Origin of the sequence: Sorangium sp. So ce321, assembly GCF_051530195.1 — a bacterium.
GTDB lineage: Bacteria > Myxococcota_A > Polyangia > Polyangiales > Polyangiaceae > Sorangium.
The window spans coordinates 9,580,330-9,598,437 of sequence record NZ_CP150329.1; the positions used below are offsets into that span (position 1 = coordinate 9,580,330).

At 72.5% G+C, this 18,108-nt stretch carries 12 protein-coding genes and 1 tRNA gene; 8 read left to right on the plus strand and 5 right to left on the minus strand.

Translation table 11 applies throughout. The features are described from left to right. Nucleotides 1-96: 96 nt before the first annotated feature. Nucleotides 97-756, minus strand: a complete 660-nt coding sequence (locus WME89_RS35270) for a histidine phosphatase family protein (RefSeq protein WP_438004034.1) — start codon at nucleotides 754-756, stop codon at nucleotides 97-99. 192 nt (nucleotides 757-948) lie between these two features. Here WME89_RS35270 and WME89_RS35275 point away from each other — a divergent pair, with 192 nt between their 5' ends. The 3 genes from WME89_RS35275 to WME89_RS35285 all read left to right on the plus strand — a co-directional run bounded on the left by WME89_RS35275 (nucleotide 949) and on the right by WME89_RS35285 (nucleotide 3,894). Further along, nucleotides 949-1,683, plus strand: a complete 735-nt coding sequence (locus tag WME89_RS35275) for a DUF7873 family protein (RefSeq protein ID WP_438004035.1) — start codon at nucleotides 949-951, stop codon at nucleotides 1,681-1,683. 164 nt (nucleotides 1,684-1,847) lie between these two features. Beyond that, nucleotides 1,848-1,993, plus strand: a tRNA-OTHER gene (locus WME89_RS35280). Nucleotides 1,994-2,547: 554 nt separating this feature from the next. After that, a complete protein-coding gene (locus WME89_RS35285; protein WP_438004036.1) occupies nucleotides 2,548-3,894 on the plus strand; it encodes a PQQ-dependent sugar dehydrogenase in 1,347 nt (448 codons plus the stop codon). On the opposite strand, the gene WME89_RS35290 is transcribed toward WME89_RS35285, so the two are convergent. Both WME89_RS35290 and WME89_RS35295 read right to left on the minus strand, forming a co-directional pair. Next, nucleotides 3,863-5,146: an MFS transporter gene (locus WME89_RS35290; protein WP_438004037.1), complete on the minus strand. Its 1,284-nt coding sequence runs from the start codon at nucleotides 5,144-5,146 to the stop codon at nucleotides 3,863-3,865. The genes WME89_RS35285 and WME89_RS35290 overlap by 32 nt on opposite strands. Beyond that, nucleotides 5,146-5,784: a TetR/AcrR family transcriptional regulator gene (locus tag WME89_RS35295; RefSeq protein ID WP_438004038.1), complete on the minus strand. Its 639-nt coding sequence runs from the start codon at nucleotides 5,782-5,784 to the stop codon at nucleotides 5,146-5,148. Before WME89_RS35295 ends, WME89_RS35290 begins: the two co-directional genes overlap by 1 nt. Nucleotides 5,785-5,988: 204 nt before the next feature. Between WME89_RS35295 and WME89_RS35300 the strand changes: the two genes are divergently transcribed. Further along, the gene (locus WME89_RS35300; protein WP_438004039.1) at nucleotides 5,989-7,659 is read left to right on the plus strand and encodes a trypsin-like serine peptidase; all 1,671 of its coding nucleotides are present in this window, start codon (nucleotides 5,989-5,991) and stop codon (nucleotides 7,657-7,659) included. 174 nt (nucleotides 7,660-7,833) lie between these two features. Next, nucleotides 7,834-8,358: an RBBP9/YdeN family alpha/beta hydrolase gene (locus tag WME89_RS35305; protein WP_438004040.1), complete on the plus strand. Its 525-nt coding sequence runs from the start codon at nucleotides 7,834-7,836 to the stop codon at nucleotides 8,356-8,358. Nucleotides 8,359-8,400: 42 nt separating this feature from the next. Here WME89_RS35305 and WME89_RS35310 read toward each other — a convergent pair whose 3' ends face one another. Continuing rightward, nucleotides 8,401-8,925, minus strand: a complete 525-nt coding sequence (locus WME89_RS35310) for a GNAT family N-acetyltransferase (RefSeq protein WP_438004041.1) — start codon at nucleotides 8,923-8,925, stop codon at nucleotides 8,401-8,403. A gap of 384 nt (nucleotides 8,926-9,309) precedes the next feature. Here WME89_RS35310 and WME89_RS35315 point away from each other — a divergent pair, with 384 nt between their 5' ends. From WME89_RS35315 to WME89_RS35325, 3 genes are all read left to right on the plus strand, one after another. Next, nucleotides 9,310-10,908 carry a MopE-related protein gene (locus WME89_RS35315; protein WP_438004042.1) on the plus strand — a complete coding sequence of 533 codons (1,599 nt, stop codon included), beginning with the start codon at nucleotides 9,310-9,312 and terminating at the stop codon, nucleotides 10,906-10,908. Nucleotides 10,909-11,818: 910 nt separating this feature from the next. Next, a complete protein-coding gene (locus WME89_RS35320; RefSeq protein ID WP_438004043.1) occupies nucleotides 11,819-14,110 on the plus strand; it encodes a hypothetical protein in 2,292 nt (763 codons plus the stop codon). A gap of 1,006 nt (nucleotides 14,111-15,116) precedes the next feature. Then, entirely contained in the window at nucleotides 15,117-16,262 is a 1,146-nt protein-coding gene (locus tag WME89_RS35325; protein ID WP_438004044.1) for a glycosyltransferase, read from the plus strand. Between the two features lie 392 nt (nucleotides 16,263-16,654). Here WME89_RS35325 and WME89_RS35330 read toward each other — a convergent pair whose 3' ends face one another. Continuing rightward, entirely contained in the window at nucleotides 16,655-17,887 is a 1,233-nt protein-coding gene (locus WME89_RS35330) for a protein kinase domain-containing protein (RefSeq protein WP_438004045.1), read from the minus strand. Nucleotides 17,888-18,108: the final 221 nt, after the last annotated feature.

The window sequence follows — 18,108 nt, forward strand, 5'->3', positions numbered from 1 at the left end:
ACAGGCGGCCCCGAGGGGAGCTCCGTCGCTGCCGGGCTCCCTGGCGGCGCGGCCGCTGCCCCGGGCCTCGGGCCATCGTCGTCCCCGCGCCGCGCCTCAGGCCGGGGGCGCGGAGAGCGCCTCGGCCAGCGCGTCGCCGAGGTGGGCGGCGTCGTTCCAGACCGCGAGGCGGTAGCCGCTGGTCCGGTCGTGCTCGATCAGGGAAACGCCCGTGTTCGCCGGCACCTGGAGCGCCTTCTGCCCGCCGGTGCCCATCTGGAGGATGCGCCCGACGACGGTCTTGATGGCGGCGCCGTGGGACACGATCCCCACCGCCTCCCCCGCGTGCCGCTCCGAGATCCGGTCGAGCGCGCGCATCATGCGGTCACCGAGCTCCGCGTACGTCTCGCCGCCGCCGCGCCGGACGTCCTCGCCGCGCCGCCATGCGGCCCACTCCTCGGGGAAGCGCGCCTGCACACCGGCGCGGCTGAGCCCCTGCCAGGCGCCGAGGCCCACCTCGCGCAGCCCGGCGTCCTCGGTCGCGCGCAGGCCCAGCGCCGAGGCCAGCCGCTCCGCCGTCTCCCGCGCGCGCTCCAGGTCGGAGCAGTAGACCGCCGCGAGCCGGATCCGGGCGCCGGCGAACCGCGCCGCGAGCCGCGCGGCCTGGTCGCGCCCTCGTTCGTTGAGGCCGCTCCCCGCCTGTCCCTGGAAGACCTGCGCGCGGTTGTCGTCCGTCTCCCCGTGCCGGATGAGCATCAGCTTCGTTGTGGCGTGCACGTCGGCCGCACTGTAGCAGCGCGCGCGACGCGCGGCGCGACGAGACCGCGCTCCGCGCGCCATGGCCCCTCGCCCCTCGAGCGCTCCAGCAGCCGCCGGGCGGAGGCCGAGGCTGACCCGCCTCGCAGGCTCGCGCTGCGGCGCTGACAGGCGCGTTGCTCCTCTGATAGCGTGGTCCGCCAGGAGACTGCCATGCCTCGCTTGAACCAGATCATCGCCATCGAGAAGGGCGTCAAGGCCCGCTCCCACCAGCGCCTCACCGAGGCGCACCACGCCCTGCAAAAGCCGGCGCTGCTCTCCGGGATCTCGCGCACCTACCGGTCCAAGGACGAGGAGGGAGAGCAGCTCCCGCCCGAGGCGACGAGGGTGCAGGCGAAAGCAGAGGACATCATCCGGAGCACGGTCGACATCCTGGGCGAGCTCTTCGACGTGACGGCCACCAAGGACTACACCAATTGCAAGGCGCGCGCCGACGTGGTGGTCGACGGCAAGGTGCTGCTCACGGGGGCGCCCGTGACCTACCTGCTCTTCCTGGAGAAGCAGCTCGTCGACCTGCAGACCTTCATCAAGAAGCTGCCGGTGCTCGATGCGTCGGAGAGCTGGACGTTCGACCCCTCCGCCGACTCCTGGGCGACCGAGCCGGTGCAGACGGCGCGGACCAAGAAGATCCCGCGCAACCACGTCAAGGCGGAGGCGACGGACAAGCACCCGGCGCAGGTGGAGGTCTATCACGAGGACGTCGTCGTCGGTTACTGGAAGACGGTGAAGTTCTCGGGCGCGCTGCCGGCGCGGCGCATCAACGAGCTGCTCGACCGGGTGGAGAAGCTGCAGAGGGCGGTCAAGTTCGCCCGCGAGGAGGCGAACAACCAGACGGCCGAAGAGCAGAAGGTGGGCGCCGCCGTCCTCGGGTTCATCTTCAGCTCCTGACGCGCTCCTGACGCGCCCGGCTCCCTGCCGGCGCTTGCGCCGCGGCCGCTCGGGCGATATCGTGGCGGCGGAGTGCAAGTTGAAGCTCAAACTCAGCTTGATGGGCACGGCGCCCCGGTGCAGGTTCGAGCCCTGCCCCCGCCATTTCATCGTCTCCTTTGCGGCGGGGTAGCCCAATTCGGTAGAGGCAGCGCTGGCCCGTTGACGGTCTCAAGCTCTCACTCCAAGCTCGAGCATTCGCCGCCGATCACCCAATCAAATGGGAAGAGGCTTGAATCGTCGGATGCTGGTTCAATTCCAGCCTGGCCAGCCCGCGACGCGGTGAGGTATCACCGTTCCTCGCGGCGCCGGGGCGCTCTCCTGCCCCTGGCGCGCAGACGTACTGGCCGGTAGTTCAATGGCAGAACACGGCGGTGTAAAGACTGACCTCTGACCTTAAACGTGTGGGTGTGCGCAGATGGCGGCAAATCGAGGCCCGGGACTAGGCTACAGTCCCGGGCCTCACCTATTTCGTGGCCTCCGGGTCGCAGGTGCCGGCCAGGCCCCCGGCGTCGCGCTCGCGGCGCGGGGCACGGCCGCTGCCCCACAGCATTGCCGGTCGGGGCTGTGACCGCGGCCGGGCGCGGTGCCCTGGAGGGCGGCGGCGCACCGCACGTCGCTTTGTGCCACGCGCGCTCCGGCGCCGATCCTTTCTGCCACAGCGCGCGCATCGTCCTCTTTGTAAAATGTCCTCGCATACCCCAGCGCCGCGGGCGGGTATGCGGCGTGCTTTCGGCCGTCTCTCGCAACGACGTCATCGGGAAGGCTCTGGACCGCGGACTTCCCGCGCGGCTGGCGCCTGCCTGTTCGGAAAGGGTAGTTCGCATGAAGCGGTATCTTGCGCCTTTGCTCGTTCTGTTGCTCGCGCCGTCGTGCGCCGAGGATGGCGGCGTGAAGCCCGTCGACTCCCCGGCCGGCTCCGGGGGGAGCGGCGGCGCGCCCCCGGACGACCAGACAACGCAGGCGGGCGGGGGTGGCCAGGGCGCGGGCGCCGGCGGCGCCGGGGGTGGCGGCTACAGCCCGGAGGACGACAACACCTTCAGGCCGGAGGAGCGGCCGTTCTCCGACGAGCTGCTCAAGAATCTCGAGACGAAGCCCGGGTTCACCATCAGCGTGTTCACGAAGGACGTCGGCAATGCGCGCATGATGGCGCTCTCCCCCGCCGGGGGCGTGTACGTCACGCGGCCGACGCCCGGCGACGTGCTGCTCCTGCGCGACACCGACGACGACGGGGTGGCGGACGAGGGGGAGCCGGCGTTCGCCGGGGACCAGAGCTTCGAGACCCTGCACGCCATCGCGATCAGCGAAAATGGCGAGACGGCCTACCTGGCGACGGCCACGACCCTCTACGCCGCCCGCATCAACGGCGACGGCAGGTTCGGCGATCCGCTCCCCCTCATCACCGATCTGCCCGACGGGGGCCAGCACGGCAAGCGCACGATGCGCTTCACCCCCGACGGCGCGTCCATCCTGTTCTCGGTCGGCAGCAGCTGCAACGCGTGCGCGGAGACGAACCCCGAGCACGCCACGCTCCTGCTGATCGACCCGTCGCTCGAGGGGCCGACGAAGCTGAGCCGCACCGTGTTCGCCAGGGGCCTTCGCAACACGATCGGCTTCGACTGGTACCCTGGCACGGACGAGCTCTGGGGCATGGATCACGGCAGCGATCAGCGCGGCAACGTGGTGCCGCCCGAGGAGCTCAACCGGCTCGTCGAGGGCAAGGACTACGGCTGGCCTTATGTCTACTCGGCCGGCCCTGGCGAGCGCGGGATCGATCCGATCATGGACGACCCGCCCGGCACGACGAAGGAGGCTTACGCCGAGACCACCGAGCCCGCGGAGCTCATCTATGACGCGCACAGCGCGCCCATCGATTTCCGCTTCTACACGGGCGATCAGTTCCCCGCCGAGTACAAGAACGACGCGTTCGTCGCCATGCGCGGCTCGTGGAACCGCTACCCGGCGGTCGGTTACAAGGTGGTGCGCGTCCTGTTCGACAAGGAGACCCGCCAGCCGAAGGGCTTCGAAGATTTCGTCACCGGGTGGCTCATCGAGGACGGCCGCGCCGTCTTCGGCCGCCCCGCCGGCCTGCTCCAGCTGCCGGACGGCTCGCTCCTCGTGAGCGACGACACGAGCGGGGTCATCTACCGCATTGCGTACACCGACACGTGATGGGATGTGACGCGCCCCGCGTGCTCAGCGCGAGCGCGGGCTCCGCCGGGCGGCGCCGGCCCGGGAACAGCAGCAGGGCCGCCACCGGCGAGAGCGCCGCGAGGGCGGCCGCCAGGCTGAAATGCAGCGGATAGCCGAGGCGGCCCGCGGAGAAGCCGCTGGCGGCCGACGCGACCCCGGTGGCGATCACCACCGCGCTCGCCTGGATCGTGTAGTCCGTGGCGGCGCTCTCCCGAAAGGTCCAGTCCATCATGCACGTGAAGAGCGCCGCGGTGGCCATCCCGCCGGCGAAGTGCTCGAACGCGCAGAGCGCCGCCAGCAGCGGCACCCCGGGCTCCGCGCGCGCGACGTACGCGTACCCGAGCACGCTCACCGCCTGGAGGACGGCGAAGCCGACGAGCGACGAGCGCCGCCCGAGCCGCAGCACCAGCGCCCCGCCGGTCAGCGCGCCGAGCAGCCCCGCCACGAAGCCCACTGTCCCGACGAGCCAGCCGATGTCCGAGAGGGAGAGGCCGATGTCGGAGAGGAACGGCCGCAGCATGCCGACCGCGAAGGCGTCGCCGAGCTTGTACACGACGAGGAGCGCGAGCACCTGCCTCGCGTGAGGGCGCCGCCAGAACGACGTGGCGATCGCGGCGACCGAGGCGGCTCGACCTGACCCGGGCGCGCCCCCCGCCTCGCGGGTGAGCAGCGTGGGGATGCTCAGGAGCGCGATGGACAGCGCCATGAACGCGAAGGTGAGCCCCCAGCCGAGCCGGTCAAAGAGGACGAGCAGCGCCCCACCGCCCACGATCATCCCGGCGCGGTAGCCGGCCACCTGGACGCCGTTGGCCCACCCTCGCTCGCCCGGCGCCAGCATGTCCACCGCCAGGCCGTCCGTGGCGATGTCCTGCGTCGCCGAGAGCAGGTTGACGATCAGCACCGCCGCGAGCACCCACGAGAGCCCCTCGCCCGGCCCCCGCAGCGAAAGCAGCCCGAGCACCAGGGTCATGAGCCCTTGCGACGGGAGGATCCACGAGCGGCGGCGCCCGAGCCGCGGGGAGAAGAAGCGATCGACGAGCGGCGCCCAGAGGAACTTGAGCGCCCACGGGAGGGCGAGCAGCGACGCGAGCCCGATCCCCTCGAGCGAGATCCCCTGCTTGCGGAGCAGGACGGGGAGCGCCTGCGTGAAGAAGCCGAACGGGAGCCCCTGGCACATGTAGAGCGACGTCAGGAGCCCGAGCCTTCGCAAGGACAGATGGGGAAAGCGCATCAGCGGCTCGCCTTCCTGGTTGAAGTCGAAGAAGAGAGACCCAGGAGCCCCGCCGCCATCGCCCACGTCGCGCCGGCGGCCGAGCCCGGCGGGATGAGCTCGCGCGCCGTGGCCGCGAGCACGAAATAGCCCTGGATGGCGGCCACGATCGCCGCGGCCGCGGCGTCGACCTCCGCGCGCGGCAAGGAGAACACCCGCGCTCGCGCGCCGCGCCTCAGGATCGCGACGAGCCGCTGCACCGCGTCCGCGAGCGCTCCCGCGAACGCCGCGCGCACCCCGGCGTCCCGGAGGGCCTCGCCGCTCACGCAGATCCAGCACGCGAGCGCCTGCGGATCGGCCGAATCGCCTGCCCGCAGGTGCGCGTCGATGAACGCGCGGAGCTCCGCCGCCGGGTCGTCCCCCGCGGTCGCGAGCAGCCGATCGAGCCGCTCGCCGTGGTCCTGCGCGAGCAGCTCGACCGCGGCGAGCAGGATCTCTCGCTTGCTCTCGAAGTGGTAGTGCACGAGCCCCGGCGCGAGCTGCGCCGCCGCGGCGATCGCCCCGACGGACGCCCCCTCGTAGCCGCGCTCCGCCATGGTCTTCAGGAGAGCGCGCGCGATCTGAGCTCGGCGCTCCGCGGTGTTGGACGGTCGAGGCATGCTGGCGTTCCTGCGTCCGGTCTGCGCTCGTTCGCTCGCCCGTCGAGCGGCCCGCCGGTTTATTGGTTGGTCGTACAACCAACTTATGAGCCGACCTCGGCGGGCTGTCAAGCAGCGGCTCAGGGCGTCGTTCGGGAGAACGCCGGGCGAGCTTCACAGGCGGCGGCTAAGCTACGGCACCTCGCTCAAGAAGGAGCTCGATCGATGACGCCGCGTTCTCTCTCGCTGACGCTCGCAGGGCTGCTCTCCTGCGCGGGCCTCGTCTCTGCGTCCTGCTCGACGTCGGATCCCCCCGGGGGCGCTGGCGGACAGGGAGGCGCCGGCGGAACGGGCGCGAGCGGAGGAGACGCCGGGGGCGCGGGCAACGCCGGGGGCGCGGGCGATGCCGGGGGCGCTGGCGGCACGGGCGGCGCCGGGGGCGCGGGGGGCGCTGGCGGCGGTCCGGGGCCTGGAGAGGGCCAGTCCGAACTCCTGCGCGGGCTCGACGAGGCCAGCGCGCCGCTCCGGGCGGTGGGGCGGCTGAGCGGCGGGCTCGGCTCCGGGGCCTGCACCGCCTTTCTCGTCGACCCTGCGGGGCGGCCCGAGGCGCCGGCGCACGTGCTGACGAACGCCCACTGCACGCACGCGTGGGCCGAGCTCACGTCGGCCAACGCGGTGCACGTGGACACCGCCGCGACCCCGGAGCTGCAGATGATCTTCAACTACTTCAGCGACACCGTCGACGCGCAGGTGGCGGTCCCGGCGAAGGCCATCCGCTATGCGACGATGAAGGGCACGGACCTCGCGGTGGTCGAGCTCGACGCCACGATCGGCGCCCTCCGGGAGCGCGGCGTCGTCGCGCTCGGCCTGGCCACCTCGGCGCCGGCTCCCGGAGCGCCCGTGTCGGTCGTGGGCGCGCCGCAGCTCGAGGTGGAGTTCCTGCGGCGCGCCCGCTGCAGCGAGGAGGGCACGTTCGAGCTCGTCGAGCACGGCTGGCGCTGGTTCGGCGCGCACCGGAACCGCTGCGCCGACATCGCGAACGGCAGCTCGGGATCTCCGGTGCTCGACGACGCGCAGCGCGTCTACGCGGTCGTCAACACCACCACCCTCGGCAGCCCGCCCGACGGCGACTGCTTCCTCGGCAGGCCGTGCGAGGTCGACGCGCCCCCCGGCGTGTCGGCCGAGGGCGCGAGCTACGCTGTCGACGTGACGTCCGTGAGCGCCTGCTTCGCGGCCGACGGGCGCTTCGCGCTCGACCTGGAGGGCTGCCCGCTCGACGCCGGCCGGGCGCTCGACGTGCTCACCTATCCCTCGCCCCGCGAGCGGCCGAGCGATCCGGCGACCGGCGCGACGAACACCTGGGAGGTGACGCTCGGCGAGCGCGACGCGCTCGGCTTCTTCCGCTACAAGCTGGGGCGCGCCGGCGAGGTCGACTGCCGCCGGCCCGAGGGCTACTCGGCCCCGATCAAGCTCGACGCGCAGTCCCTTTCGGGCCTGTCGCTGCCCGAGGCCGAGGCGGTCCACCAGCTGTGCGTGCTCGCCGGCCCGACGCAGGCGCCCGACGACGCGTGGCAGCCGCTCTCGTTCCCCACGGTCGTGCTCACCACGATCGACACGACCCCGCCCACGCGCCGGCCCGAGCTCTCGCGCGGGGGCGACGCGACCGAGGGCATGCACGTCGAGCCGATCTTCTCGCTGCCGGAGCTCGCGGACTTCGAGTACCGCTTCGGCCCGCCGGAGGCGACGGACTGCGATGATCCGGAGGCCGAGTGGCTCCGCTACCGGCGGTTCCCCATCTTCCTGGATGCCCGCGACCTGCCGGCCCGGTTCTGCGTGCGCCCGACGGACTGGGTGGGCAACGTGGGGCAGCCGTTCGACTACCTGTTGCCGGAGTGAGCCGCGCCCGCGCCGCCGCCTCTCGCCGCCGGCGGCGAAAAGATCCGGGTCGCGTGCGAGTCACCGCGCGCCACGCCGCTCCCGGCAATTCCTTCCGCCCTCGAGGTGGGGTACACCCTGTGCCCTGCGGGGCTCTCGAAAGGACGGTTCGCGGTGGAGGCGACGAGGATCTTGTTGTTGCCGGGCCTGGGCGGCTCCGGGCCGGAGCACTGGCAGACGCTGTGGGAGCGCGAATACGGCTACACGCGCGTGCTCCAGGACGACTGGGATCGCCCCGCGCTCGACGCCTGGGTCGCGCGCCTCGACGAGGCGGTCCGCGGCGCGCCTGGCCCCGTCGCGCTCGTGGCGCACAGCCTCGCGTGCGCGCTCGTGGCGCACTGGGCGCGCGCCGCGGCGACCGGCCGCGTGATCGGCGCCCTGCTCGTCGCCCCGGCCGACGTGGACTCGGAGCAGCGCACGCCGCCCGAGGTGCGCTCGTTCTCGCCGATGCCGCTCGATCCGCTGCCGTTCGCGACGATCGTCGCGGCGAGCCGGAACGACCCGTACGCCGAGGCGGCGCGCGCGCGGCACTTCGCCCGGGCCTGGGGGGCCGCTTTCGTCGACGCCGGGGACGCCGGGCACATCAACGCGGAGTCCGGGCTCGGGCTCTGGCCTGAAGGCCATCTGCTCGTCTCCGGCCTGCTCGGCACGGACCGGTGAGCCGGTCGCCCCGTCGCGCCCTGACCGCGGGGGGCGCGACGGTCAGGCCCGCAGGAGCTCGAACCCCTCGGCCACGAGGCCCTTGAACACGGTCGGCCCCGTCCGCCGGAACCCGAGCTTCTCCAGCACCCTGACCGACGCCGCGTTCTCGAGCATCGCGTGCGCGACGAGGCGCGGGAGCCCGAGATCCTCGAAGGCATAGCGGACGCACGCCGCGGCCGCCTCGGTCGCGTACCCCTGGCCCCAGTGCTTCCTGAAGAAGCGGTATCCGAGGTCCGCGAGCTCGAGCTCCTCATGCCATCTCAGCCCGCACCAGCCGAGCTTCTCCCCCGTGCTCCGGCGGAGCGCGACGAATCGCCCCATGCGCCAGGCCTCGAACTGGCGCGCCAGCCGCCCGATCACCGCGCGCGCCTCTTCCTCGCTGGCGAACGCGGAGTCTCCCGTGTAGCGGATCACCTCCGGATCCGAGTTCAGCTCGATCATGAACTGGACGTCAGAGGGCCCATGGGGGCGTAGATCCAGGCGTTCCGTCGCGAGGACGACCGCTTCTTCGTCGGTTTGGTTCATGCGAGGGACAGGCATACACCCCATCGTGGCGGGTCCGCCACGACCATGCACGAATGGCCTCCCTCGATCCGGCGCGCGATGACGCGCATCGCCCGCGACGAGGCGCGGCACGCGAAGCTCTCGTGGGCGCTCGACGCGTGGGTGCGCCCGAGGCTCTCGCCCGCCGAGCGGCGGCGCGTGCAGGAGGCGCGGCGCGCTCGCCGGGCTCGAGGAAGAGGCGCGGCGCGGCGTGGACCAGGCGCTCGTGGTCCACGCCGGGGTGCCCGTGGAGCAGGCGGGCGCGGCGGCTCGCGCGGAGCTTCGCGGCGGCGATCTCCGCCTCGATCCAGGCGCGCGCCGTCGTCGTCGTTGACGCTCGCGGACGGCCTTCTGTATCACCGTGCCATGAAGCCCGCCCTGGCCGCGCTCGGCGCCCTCTCGCTCGGCCTCTCGTCGCTCCCCGCGAGCGCGGTGATCACGCAGCCGAACGGCGAGATCATGCCCCGTGACTCGATGAACGGCGAGGTCCAGCTCTACACCCTGTTCACGAGCCGCGACGAGGCGATCGACTACCGCGCTGACGGCAACACCGAGCCTGCCACGTTCTCCCCGCTCTGCGGCTTCACGGCGGAGCTCGTGCTCTCGCAGACCGGGGCGCGCCTCGGGGTCGGCTGGTACAACGTCGACCCTGCCGCCACGGCGCCCCCGGCGCGCGCCGACATCCACGAGATCGTCCCTGCCGGCTCCCCCGTCGGCACGGTGATCAGGTCGGCGGACATCCGGAGCGCCCCCGCTTATGCGGGCGGGCAGATCGGCTTTGCGCTCATCGGCGCGCAGACGCATTACACCGAGCAGCGGTGGAATCAGGAGTGTACGGGGTGTACCCCCGCTGGCCCGTGGGTGACCGCGGTCATCTACACCTCGGTGTCCACGCCGAACGCGTTCTACGTCGCCTTCGAGGACGGCAACGTCGGCGCGAACCCCGGCGACTTCAACAATGACGGTGACTACAACGATTACGTCTACTTCTTCAGCGGCCTCACGTGCACCGGGGGCGGCGAGCCGTGCGAGACCGGGCTGCCTGGCGTGTGCGCCCCGGGGCTGACGCAGTGCGCGGCGGGCGGGCTCACGTGTCAGGGGCTCGTGCCCTCGTCGCAGGAGGCCTGCGATGGGCTCGACAACGACTGCAACGGCGTGACGGACGAGGGCGAGCTCTGTCCGCCGAGCTTCGTCTGTGACCGGGGGGTCTGCGTGCAGGCGTGCGGCGCCGGCGAGTACACGTGTCCGCCGGAGAAGGCCTGCAACGCGGGTTTCTGCGTTGATCCGGCCTGCAGCGAGGTCGTGTGCGACGCGGGTCAGGTCTGCGTTGGCGGGACGTGCAGCGCGCCTTGCGACGGGGTGCGCTGTCCTTTCCCGTCGGTGTGCCGGGTCGGGGTCTGCGTCGACCCATGCAAGGACGTGACCTGCGATGACGGCACGGTCTGCGATGGTGGCGTGTGCAAGCCCAGCTGTCCGTGCACGCCGTGCGCGGGCGGGCGCGCGTGCGACGAGGCGAGCGGCGTTTGCAGCGAGCCGGCCTGCATCGGCGTGGAGTGCCCGGCCGGACAGCGCTGCGACGCGGGGTCGTGCGTGGACGCGTGCGCTGGCGCGGTGTGCCCGGCCGGGCAGCGCTGCGCTCAGGGCGCGTGCGTGGAGGACCCGAGCGCGAGCGGCGCGAGCGGCACGAACGCCTCGACCGGAGCGGGCCTCGATGCCGTCTCGAGCGGCGGCGCCACGGGCCCGTCGGGCAGCGGCGGCGCGGACGGCGGCGGCGGCGGCGGCGGCATGGGCGGTGGCTCCGGCGGGGCCGGCGCCGGGGGCGGCGAGGGCGGCGGGGGTTGCGGCTGCCTCGTGGCCGGCGCGCCTGGCCGTGCCGGCGCGCCGCTGGCGGCGCTCGCGCTGACGCTGGCGAGCGCGGTTCGCCGGCGGCGGCGCGGCGGCCCGCGGTCGTCGCGCCGCGGCTGATGCGGGCGTGGCCCCGGGAGAGCGCCAGCGGCCACGCCAGGAGCGCCAGGCTCTCTCTACTTCTCCCTGCTCCTGTCGCGGCGGAGGTCCGGGCCCGCTGCCCTGGAGAGATGCCCGGGCGATGAGGAGTTGAACCGCCGAGACACCAGGGAAGCCAGGGAGAGGCTCTCCTCGGTTCTCCTGGCGGCGTCGGCGCCTCGCGTTTCTCCTGCTCCGGGTCGCTGTACGAGGCGCGGCGAGCGATGGGCTGGAAGCGCGGCGGCGGCCTCTCACGGTGTTCGTTCGCCGCTCCGATATCCATTGTTCGTCCCTGACGCCTTCTGCGCGTTCGCGGGCTCGACGGGCGTGTATTTTCAGGCGTTCGCCGCGATCGATCCTCGATGACGGGCGGCGCGCCGGCGCCCTGGCGGGGCGGCTACGGCGCTCCCCGGATTGGCGTCGGCCAGTCGACTCTCGTCGTGGCTGTCAAGCCCTCAACATGGGGGCTTGGTGAACCGCCCCCATCAACCTAGGATCGCTCCAGACACAGCGCATCGGTGACAGGAGCCTTCGAGCGCTGGCTGCACCTGGCTGCGCCCACGTCGTGGCGCGGCTTCTCGGGTGTCGCATCGACGCATCGCACTGACTTTTCGTGCCGCTATTGGTGGGACTCTCGTCGAGCAAGGCAGGGCTGGGCGCGGGGGGGGAGACCCGTCCCGAGATCGCCCTTCGTCCGACGAGCTCGCTTCCTGGGCTCCACCTCATCTGAACACGGCTGCCTGCGGGATCGAGCGCATTGAAGCTCGGATGGATAGAAAGGTGGAGTCACATGCGGAAGTATCGAGCGAGTGCGGTTTCTGCTGGAATCGTCGCCGGGTTTGCGGGCGTGATGGCCAGTGCGGGCGCCGGCTGGGCCGGCGGTCCAGCGCAGGTGAAGGCAGACGCTGATCTGATCTACACCTGCGCGCAGAGGCAGACTGGACAGGTCCGGATCGTGAACGGCCCGGAGCAGTGTCAGGCCTCGGAGGATCTGGTGTCCTGGAGCCGCCCGGGCAAGGGGGCCATGGGACCACAGGGGCTCCAGGGGCCCGCGGGCTCCAAGGGCGAGCGCGGCCCGCAGGGGCTGCAGGGGCCGGCTGGGCCCAAGGGCGAGCGCGGCCCGCAAGGGCCCGCGGGCCACGACGGGACGCAGGGAATGAAGGGCGTCGACGGCGCGCACGGTCCCCAGGGCTTCAAGGGCGAGATCGGCCCCCAGGGGCTGCAGGGGCTGCAGGGGCCGGCTGGGCCCAAGGGCGAGCGCGGCCCGCAGGGGCTGCAGGGGCCGGCTGGGCCCAAGGGCGAGCGCGGCCCGCAAGGACCCGCGGGCCACGACGGGACGCAGGGAATGAAGGGCGTCGACGGCGCGCACGGTCCCCAGGGCTTCAAGGGCGAGATCGGCCCCCAGGGCCTCAAGGGCGAGCGCGGCCCGCAGGGGCTGCAGGGGCCGGCTGGGCCCAAGGGCGAGCGCGGCCCGCAAGGGCCCGCGGGCCACGACGGGACGCAGGGGATGAAGGGCGTCGACGGCGTGCGCGGTCCTCAGGGTCTCAAGGGCGAGATCGGCCACCAGGGCCTCAAGGGCGACATCGGTCCCCAGGGCCTCAAGGGCGAGATCGGCGCGCGCGGTCCGCAGGGCCCCAAGGGCGAGGTCGGCCCCCAGGGCTACAAGGGCGAGGTCGGCGCGCGCGGTCCTCAGGGCCTCAAGGGCGAGGTCGGTCCCCAGGGCCCCCAGGGCCTCAAGGGCGCCGACGGCGCGCGCGGTCCTCAGGGGCCCATGGGTCCCAAGGGCGAGGTCGGTCCTCAGGGCCTCAAGGGCGCCGACGGCGCGCACGGTCCCCAGGGCTACAAGGGCGAGGTCGGCGCACGCGGTCCGCAGGGCCTCAAGGGCGAGATCGGCCCCCAGGGCCTCAAGGGCGCCGACGGCGCGCGCGGTCCTCAGGGGCCCATGGGTCCCAAGGGCGAGGTCGGCCCCCAGGGCTACAAGGGCGAGGTCGGCGCGCGCGGTCCTCAGGGCCCCAAGGGCGAGATCGGCCCCCAGGGCCTCAAGGGCGCCGACGGCGCGCGCGGTCCTCAGGGGCCCAAGGGCGAGATCGGCCCCCAGGGCCTCAAGGGCGCCGACGGCGCGCGCGGTCCTCAGGGGCCCATGGGTCCCAAGGGCGAGGTCGGCCCCCAGGGCTACAAGGGCGAGGTCGGCGCGCGCGGTCCGCAGGGCCTCAAGGGCGAGATCGGCCCCCAGGGCCCCCAGGGCCTCAAGGGCGCCGACGGCGCGCGCGGTCCTCAGGGGCCCATGGGTCCCAAGGGCGAGGTCGGCCCCCAGGGCTACAAGGGCGAGGTCGGCGCGCGCGGTCCTCAGGGCCCCAAGGGCGAGATCGGCCCTCAGGGCCTCAAGGGCGCTGACGGCGCGCGCGGTCCTCAGGGCCCCAAGGGCGAGATCGGCCCCCAGGGCCTCAAGGGCGCTGACGGCGCGCGCGGTCCTCAGGGCTACAAGGGCGAGATCGGCCCTCAGGGCCTCAAGGGCGCTGACGGCGTGCGCGGTCCTCAGGGCTACAAGGGCGAGATCGGCCCTCAGGGCCTCAAGGGCGCTGACGGCGCGCGCGGTCCTCAGGGCCTCAAGGGCGCTGACGGCGTGCGCGGTCCTCAGGGCTACAAGGGCGAGATCGGCTCCCAGGGCCTCAAGGGCGCTGACGGCGCCAAGGGCGCTGACGGCGCGCGCGGTCCCCAGGGCCTCAAGGGCGCCGACGGCGCGCGCGGTCCCCAGGGGCCGGCTGGTCCCAAGGGCGAGGTTGGCCCGCAGGGGACAGCTGGACCCAAGGGCGAGCGCGGTCCCCAGGGGCCGGTCGGGCCGCGCGGCGCTGACGGCGCACGCGGTCCTCAAGGGCTGACCGGGTCGCCCGGGCTCGCCAAGATCCGCGTGGTCTCCGTGACGCGCCAGGCAGAGCCCAACAGCTCGGTCATCAGCGTCAAGGCGATCTGCAACGCCGGTGAGATCGTCCTCAGCGGTGGATTCTCGGTCGCCGGGGGAGCGCAGACGACCAGCAGGGTGATCGAGAACTCCCCGTTCGAGGCCGCCGAGGAGGGCCGCGCAGGCTGGACGTCGACTGCCGCGTTCGAGAGCGGCTATGGCAAGAAGGCGACGAGCATCACGCTGACCACCTACGCCATCTGCGCCGAGGTCCCCGAGCGCTGAGCTCGCCAGACCGCAGCGCCATGCTCACGTGACCTCGTGAGCCCCTCCTCCGACCAGCTGTCCCTGTGCCTTCACCATGGCCCCGAGGCCGGGGACAGCTGGCTCCATGCCTCACCGTTGCTCCCCACGCACCGCACCCCGCATCGCCACGAGCGCCTCGTCGCCGCGCCCCCCGCCCGGCGCGGCAGGACCACGCAGACTTGGAAGCACGACCACGTCGAGCGATGCCACCATTTCGCACTGACCACGCACGGCGCCACGCACCTGACGCCGGCAGAGACCGTGGCCCCTGAGCGGAGGCGCGGAGCCTGTCGCTTCACCCAGACCTGATCGTGCGCGGCGCCCTCCCAGTGACCATCCCCCGGCTCGTAGCCGTACACCGTACGTCAACGATCGCCGCACGCGCTTCTGTATTCCGCCCACAAGAAAAACATGCTACACTGGAGCACCTTTGCCTCCCTCGCGCGACCTCCGCCCCCTATTTGCGCACCGCCGCACCGATGCCTTCCGGGCCGCGTGGTGCAGCTTGCACGCTTTTCGCATGGAGCCGGGTCGGTGACCTCGTGAGCGTCGAGACTCTTCCGCATTGCCGAAAAGATTGCGCGGCTTCCGCTGTTTTTCCCGGAACGCTGCGCCGCTCGGGCTGTTGCTCCGCACGAGCTGCGGCAGATCGTTCAACATCGATGGCGCCATTTGTCACACTGTCGCCAAGTGCCACAGCAGGTACTCCAGGTAGTCAACTGACCGGTCCATGAAGGCACCCCCTCACGTCAACCCAGAGGTACGAGGCATGTTGGGCAGCACCCAAGAGAAATCCCCTTGCTTCGTAGACTCTGTGGTAAATTCCCCCTGGGGACGAGAACACGAAGGAGGGGTTTCTCTCAGGTCAGACCACACGCGTCCGAGCGTGCCTTAGAGGGGAACCATGAGTATAGATTACGCCATGAAGACCAGCGACCACGCACCCATGACCCGAGCGCGTCAAAGCCGTCTGGTGATCGCTCACGTGCTGAACTCCTTCCACGTGGGAGGCGCCGAGCAGGTCGTCGTGGACCTCGCCGGGCTGCAGCGCGAGGCGGGTCATGAGGTGATGGTCGTGGGCATCGCCATGGACCCCGACGGCCCGCGCGCAGAGCAGCTCCGCGAGCGCGGCGTCGCGGTGCACATGGTGCCGAAGCGCCCCGGCTTCGACTTCAAGCTCCCCGGGAAGCTGGCGGCGTTCTTCGCCAAGCATGGTGTCTCCATCGTGCACTCGCACAACCAGCTACCGCTCATCTATGCGACGGCCGCGGGCCGGCTCCACCGCGTGCCCGTGTGCCACACGCTGCACGGCGCCATGTTCGATCAGGGCCGCCGGGCGTGGCTGCGGCACCTGGCCGCCAAGCTCGCCGACGCGCACGTCGCCGTGTCGCAGTCGACGGCGGACTTCATGCTGAAGCACAACGAGGTGCCGAGCTCGAAGCTGCACGTGGTCCTGAACGGGATCGACCTCTCCCGGTTCCGGCCGGACTCCGCGGCTCGGGGCCGCATCCGGGCCGAGCTCGGGATCCCCAAGGACGCGTGGGTGGCCGGGGCGGTCGGCCGCCTGTCGCAGGTCAAGAACCACGCCCTCCTGCTCCGCGCGGCGGCGGGCGTGCTCTCGGACAACGGTCGCCTCCTCCTCGTCGGGGACGGGCCGGAGGCCGCGCCGCTGCGCGCCCTCGCCGAGGAGCTCGGCATCAGCGACCGCGTCGTGTTCGCCGGCGAGCGCCATGACGTGCCGGCCTTCCTCGCGGCGAGCGACGTCTTCGTCCTGTCGTCGAACTCCGAGGGGCTGCCGCTCTCCATGGTGGAGGCCATGGCCACGGGGCTGCCCGTCGTCTCGACCTCCGTCGGAGGCATCCCTGCGCTGGTGGCCGACGGAGAGGCTGGCTTCCTCGTGCCCTCCGGCGACGTCGACGCCCTCGCCGCGAAGCTCGCCGCCCTGAAGGCGGATCCCGAGCTCGCGAAGGCGATGGGCAAGCGGGGGCGGCAGCTCGCGCTGGGCCGCTATTCGGCCGAGCGGATGATGGCGAGCTACATGGACATCTACGAGGCGCTCCTCGCCCGGCGAGAGTCGGATCGACGCGCCGTCCTGCGCCCGAGCGAGCTGCTCGCCGGCCTGAACGCCTAGCCTGCGCGACGGAGCCCCGCGCGGCCCACGCGCGCGGGGACGGACGGCCAGCCGGCTCGGGTACCGCCGCGAGAGCGCGGAGGGCGCAGAGAACGCAGCCCGCTCTCTGCGCCCTCCGCGCTCTTGCATTCCATGCTTCCGCAGCGCGCGGCGTCGCCGGCTCGCTTCGCCGTGGCGTCCGGCGACGGCTCGCGCCGTTCTGCCGCGGAGCGTTCACGGGGCCCCGGCCGCTCCCGCCGTTGCCCCTCCGGGCGACGCCATTCCTCGTCACCCCACGCAGCGAGCTCCAGGGCGCGACGTGCCCTCGTGAGGGCTCGAGTCCTCATGAGGGGCTGAGCCCTCACCCGGGCACATCACGGCCCAGCGCAGGCCGTCGCCGGCAGGCGCTCGTTTCACGGTACGCGGGGGATCGTCGAGATTGCGCGCGGGATCGTGGAGAGCGACCCCGGCGACGACAGGCCCGGCGCCCGGGAGGGCCGCGTCTGGGGACGACCAGGCTGCGCCCGCCCCTCCAGCGCGCCGAGGTCGCGCAGGTTCCTGGACGGCGCCACGGTGCTCCGCGGCGGCGGCGCCACGGTGCTCCGCGGCGGCGGCACCACGGTGCTTGTCGACGACGGCGGCGGCGCCACGGTGCTCCGCGGCGGCGGCACCACGGTGCTCCGCGGCGGCGGCACCACGGTGCTCCGCGGCGGCGGCGCCACGGTGCTCCGCGGCGGCGCCAGCGTGCTCCGTGGCGGCGGCGCCAGGGCCACCAGGGTCAGCGCCTCGCGCACCGCCGCCTGCATCGAGCGCGCGTCCGGCCAGCGATCCGCCTGCGCGAACTCGAGCGCGCGGTCCACCACCCGCACCACGGCCGGGTGCATCGACGGCTCGACCCGCGCGAGCGACGGGATCGGGCAGGTCATCCTCAGAAAGAAGAGCTCGTTGACCGTCGGCGCGTCCTGCACGTACCGGTTCGTGAGCAGCGAGAACATCGTCGCGCCCAGCGCCCAGATGTCCGTCCGCGCGTCCACGAGATCCCAGCGCGCGCGGGCCTGCTCGGGCGGCATGTACGCCGGCGTCCCCATCGCGCGGAGCCCCGCCAGCGACGTCTGCCCCGAGGGGAGCCGCAGGCGCGCGATGCCGAAGTCGAGGAGCTTCACCCCGCCCTCGCGCGTGAGGAAGATGTTGTCCGGCTTGAGATCCCGGTGGACGACCCCCTTCTCGTGCGCCGCCGCGAGCACATCGAGGATCTGCTCGCTCAGGGTGAGCACCTCGGCGGGCGGAAGCGGTCCCCTCTGCGCCTTCCAGCGCTGGAGGAGGGTCTCCCCATCGAGGAGGTCCATCACCAGGAACGGCGACCCGTCCTCGGTCACGTCATCCGCGAGCACCGACGCGATCCCGGGGTGATTGACGGTGTTCGCGATGGCCTTCTCGCGGAGGAACCGGGCCCGATCGACCTTGTCCCTCGCCCGCTCGGGGTGCAGCAGCTTGATCGCGACCCGCGCTCCGGCGCGGTGCGTCGCCGCATACACGGCCGCCATCCCCCCGAGACCGATCAGCGCATCCAGCCGCCACGCGCCGTTGAGCACCGTTCCCACGCGTGCCTGCGCTCTCTGGACGTGCTTGACATTCTCGAAGTCCATTGCTGACTCTTTCTGTGCCCTCGGGCAACCGACCCTTCCAGCGCTCGCGGCGCGAGGGAAGGCTCTCGTGTTTACGTTCCCGGTGTCCCCGTATCGGCGCTACGACCGGCTCGGCGCTCCACGATGGCAAGCTGAGGGTGCAGCTCGTCGGAACCGCGACCAGCCCGGTCGTCCTGCGTCACCGACACAGGAGATGCCTGGAGCGGGCGGTATCCAACAGC

Bases quoted from the DNA above. Each gene is read 5' to 3' on its own strand.
- WME89_RS35275 (WP_438004035.1), top strand. From the start codon at position 949: ATGCCTCGCTTGAACCAGATCATCGCCATCGAGAAGGGCGTCAAGGCC.
- WME89_RS35290 (WP_438004037.1), bottom strand. From the start codon at position 5,146: ATGCGCTTTCCCCATCTGTCCTTGCGAAGGCTCGGGCTCCTGACGTCG.
- WME89_RS35310 (WP_438004041.1), bottom strand. From the start codon at position 8,925: ATGAACCAAACCGACGAAGAAGCGGTCGTCCTCGCGACGGAACGCCTG.
- WME89_RS35300 (WP_438004039.1), top strand. From the start codon at position 5,989: ATGACGCCGCGTTCTCTCTCGCTGACGCTCGCAGGGCTGCTCTCCTGC.
- WME89_RS35285 (WP_438004036.1), top strand. From the start codon at position 2,548: ATGAAGCGGTATCTTGCGCCTTTGCTCGTTCTGTTGCTCGCGCCGTCG.
- WME89_RS35315 (WP_438004042.1), top strand. From the start codon at position 9,310: ATGAAGCCCGCCCTGGCCGCGCTCGGCGCCCTCTCGCTCGGCCTCTCG.
- WME89_RS35295 (WP_438004038.1), bottom strand. From the start codon at position 5,784: ATGCCTCGACCGTCCAACACCGCGGAGCGCCGAGCTCAGATCGCGCGC.
- WME89_RS35330 (WP_438004045.1), bottom strand. From the start codon at position 17,887: ATGGACTTCGAGAATGTCAAGCACGTCCAGAGAGCGCAGGCACGCGTG.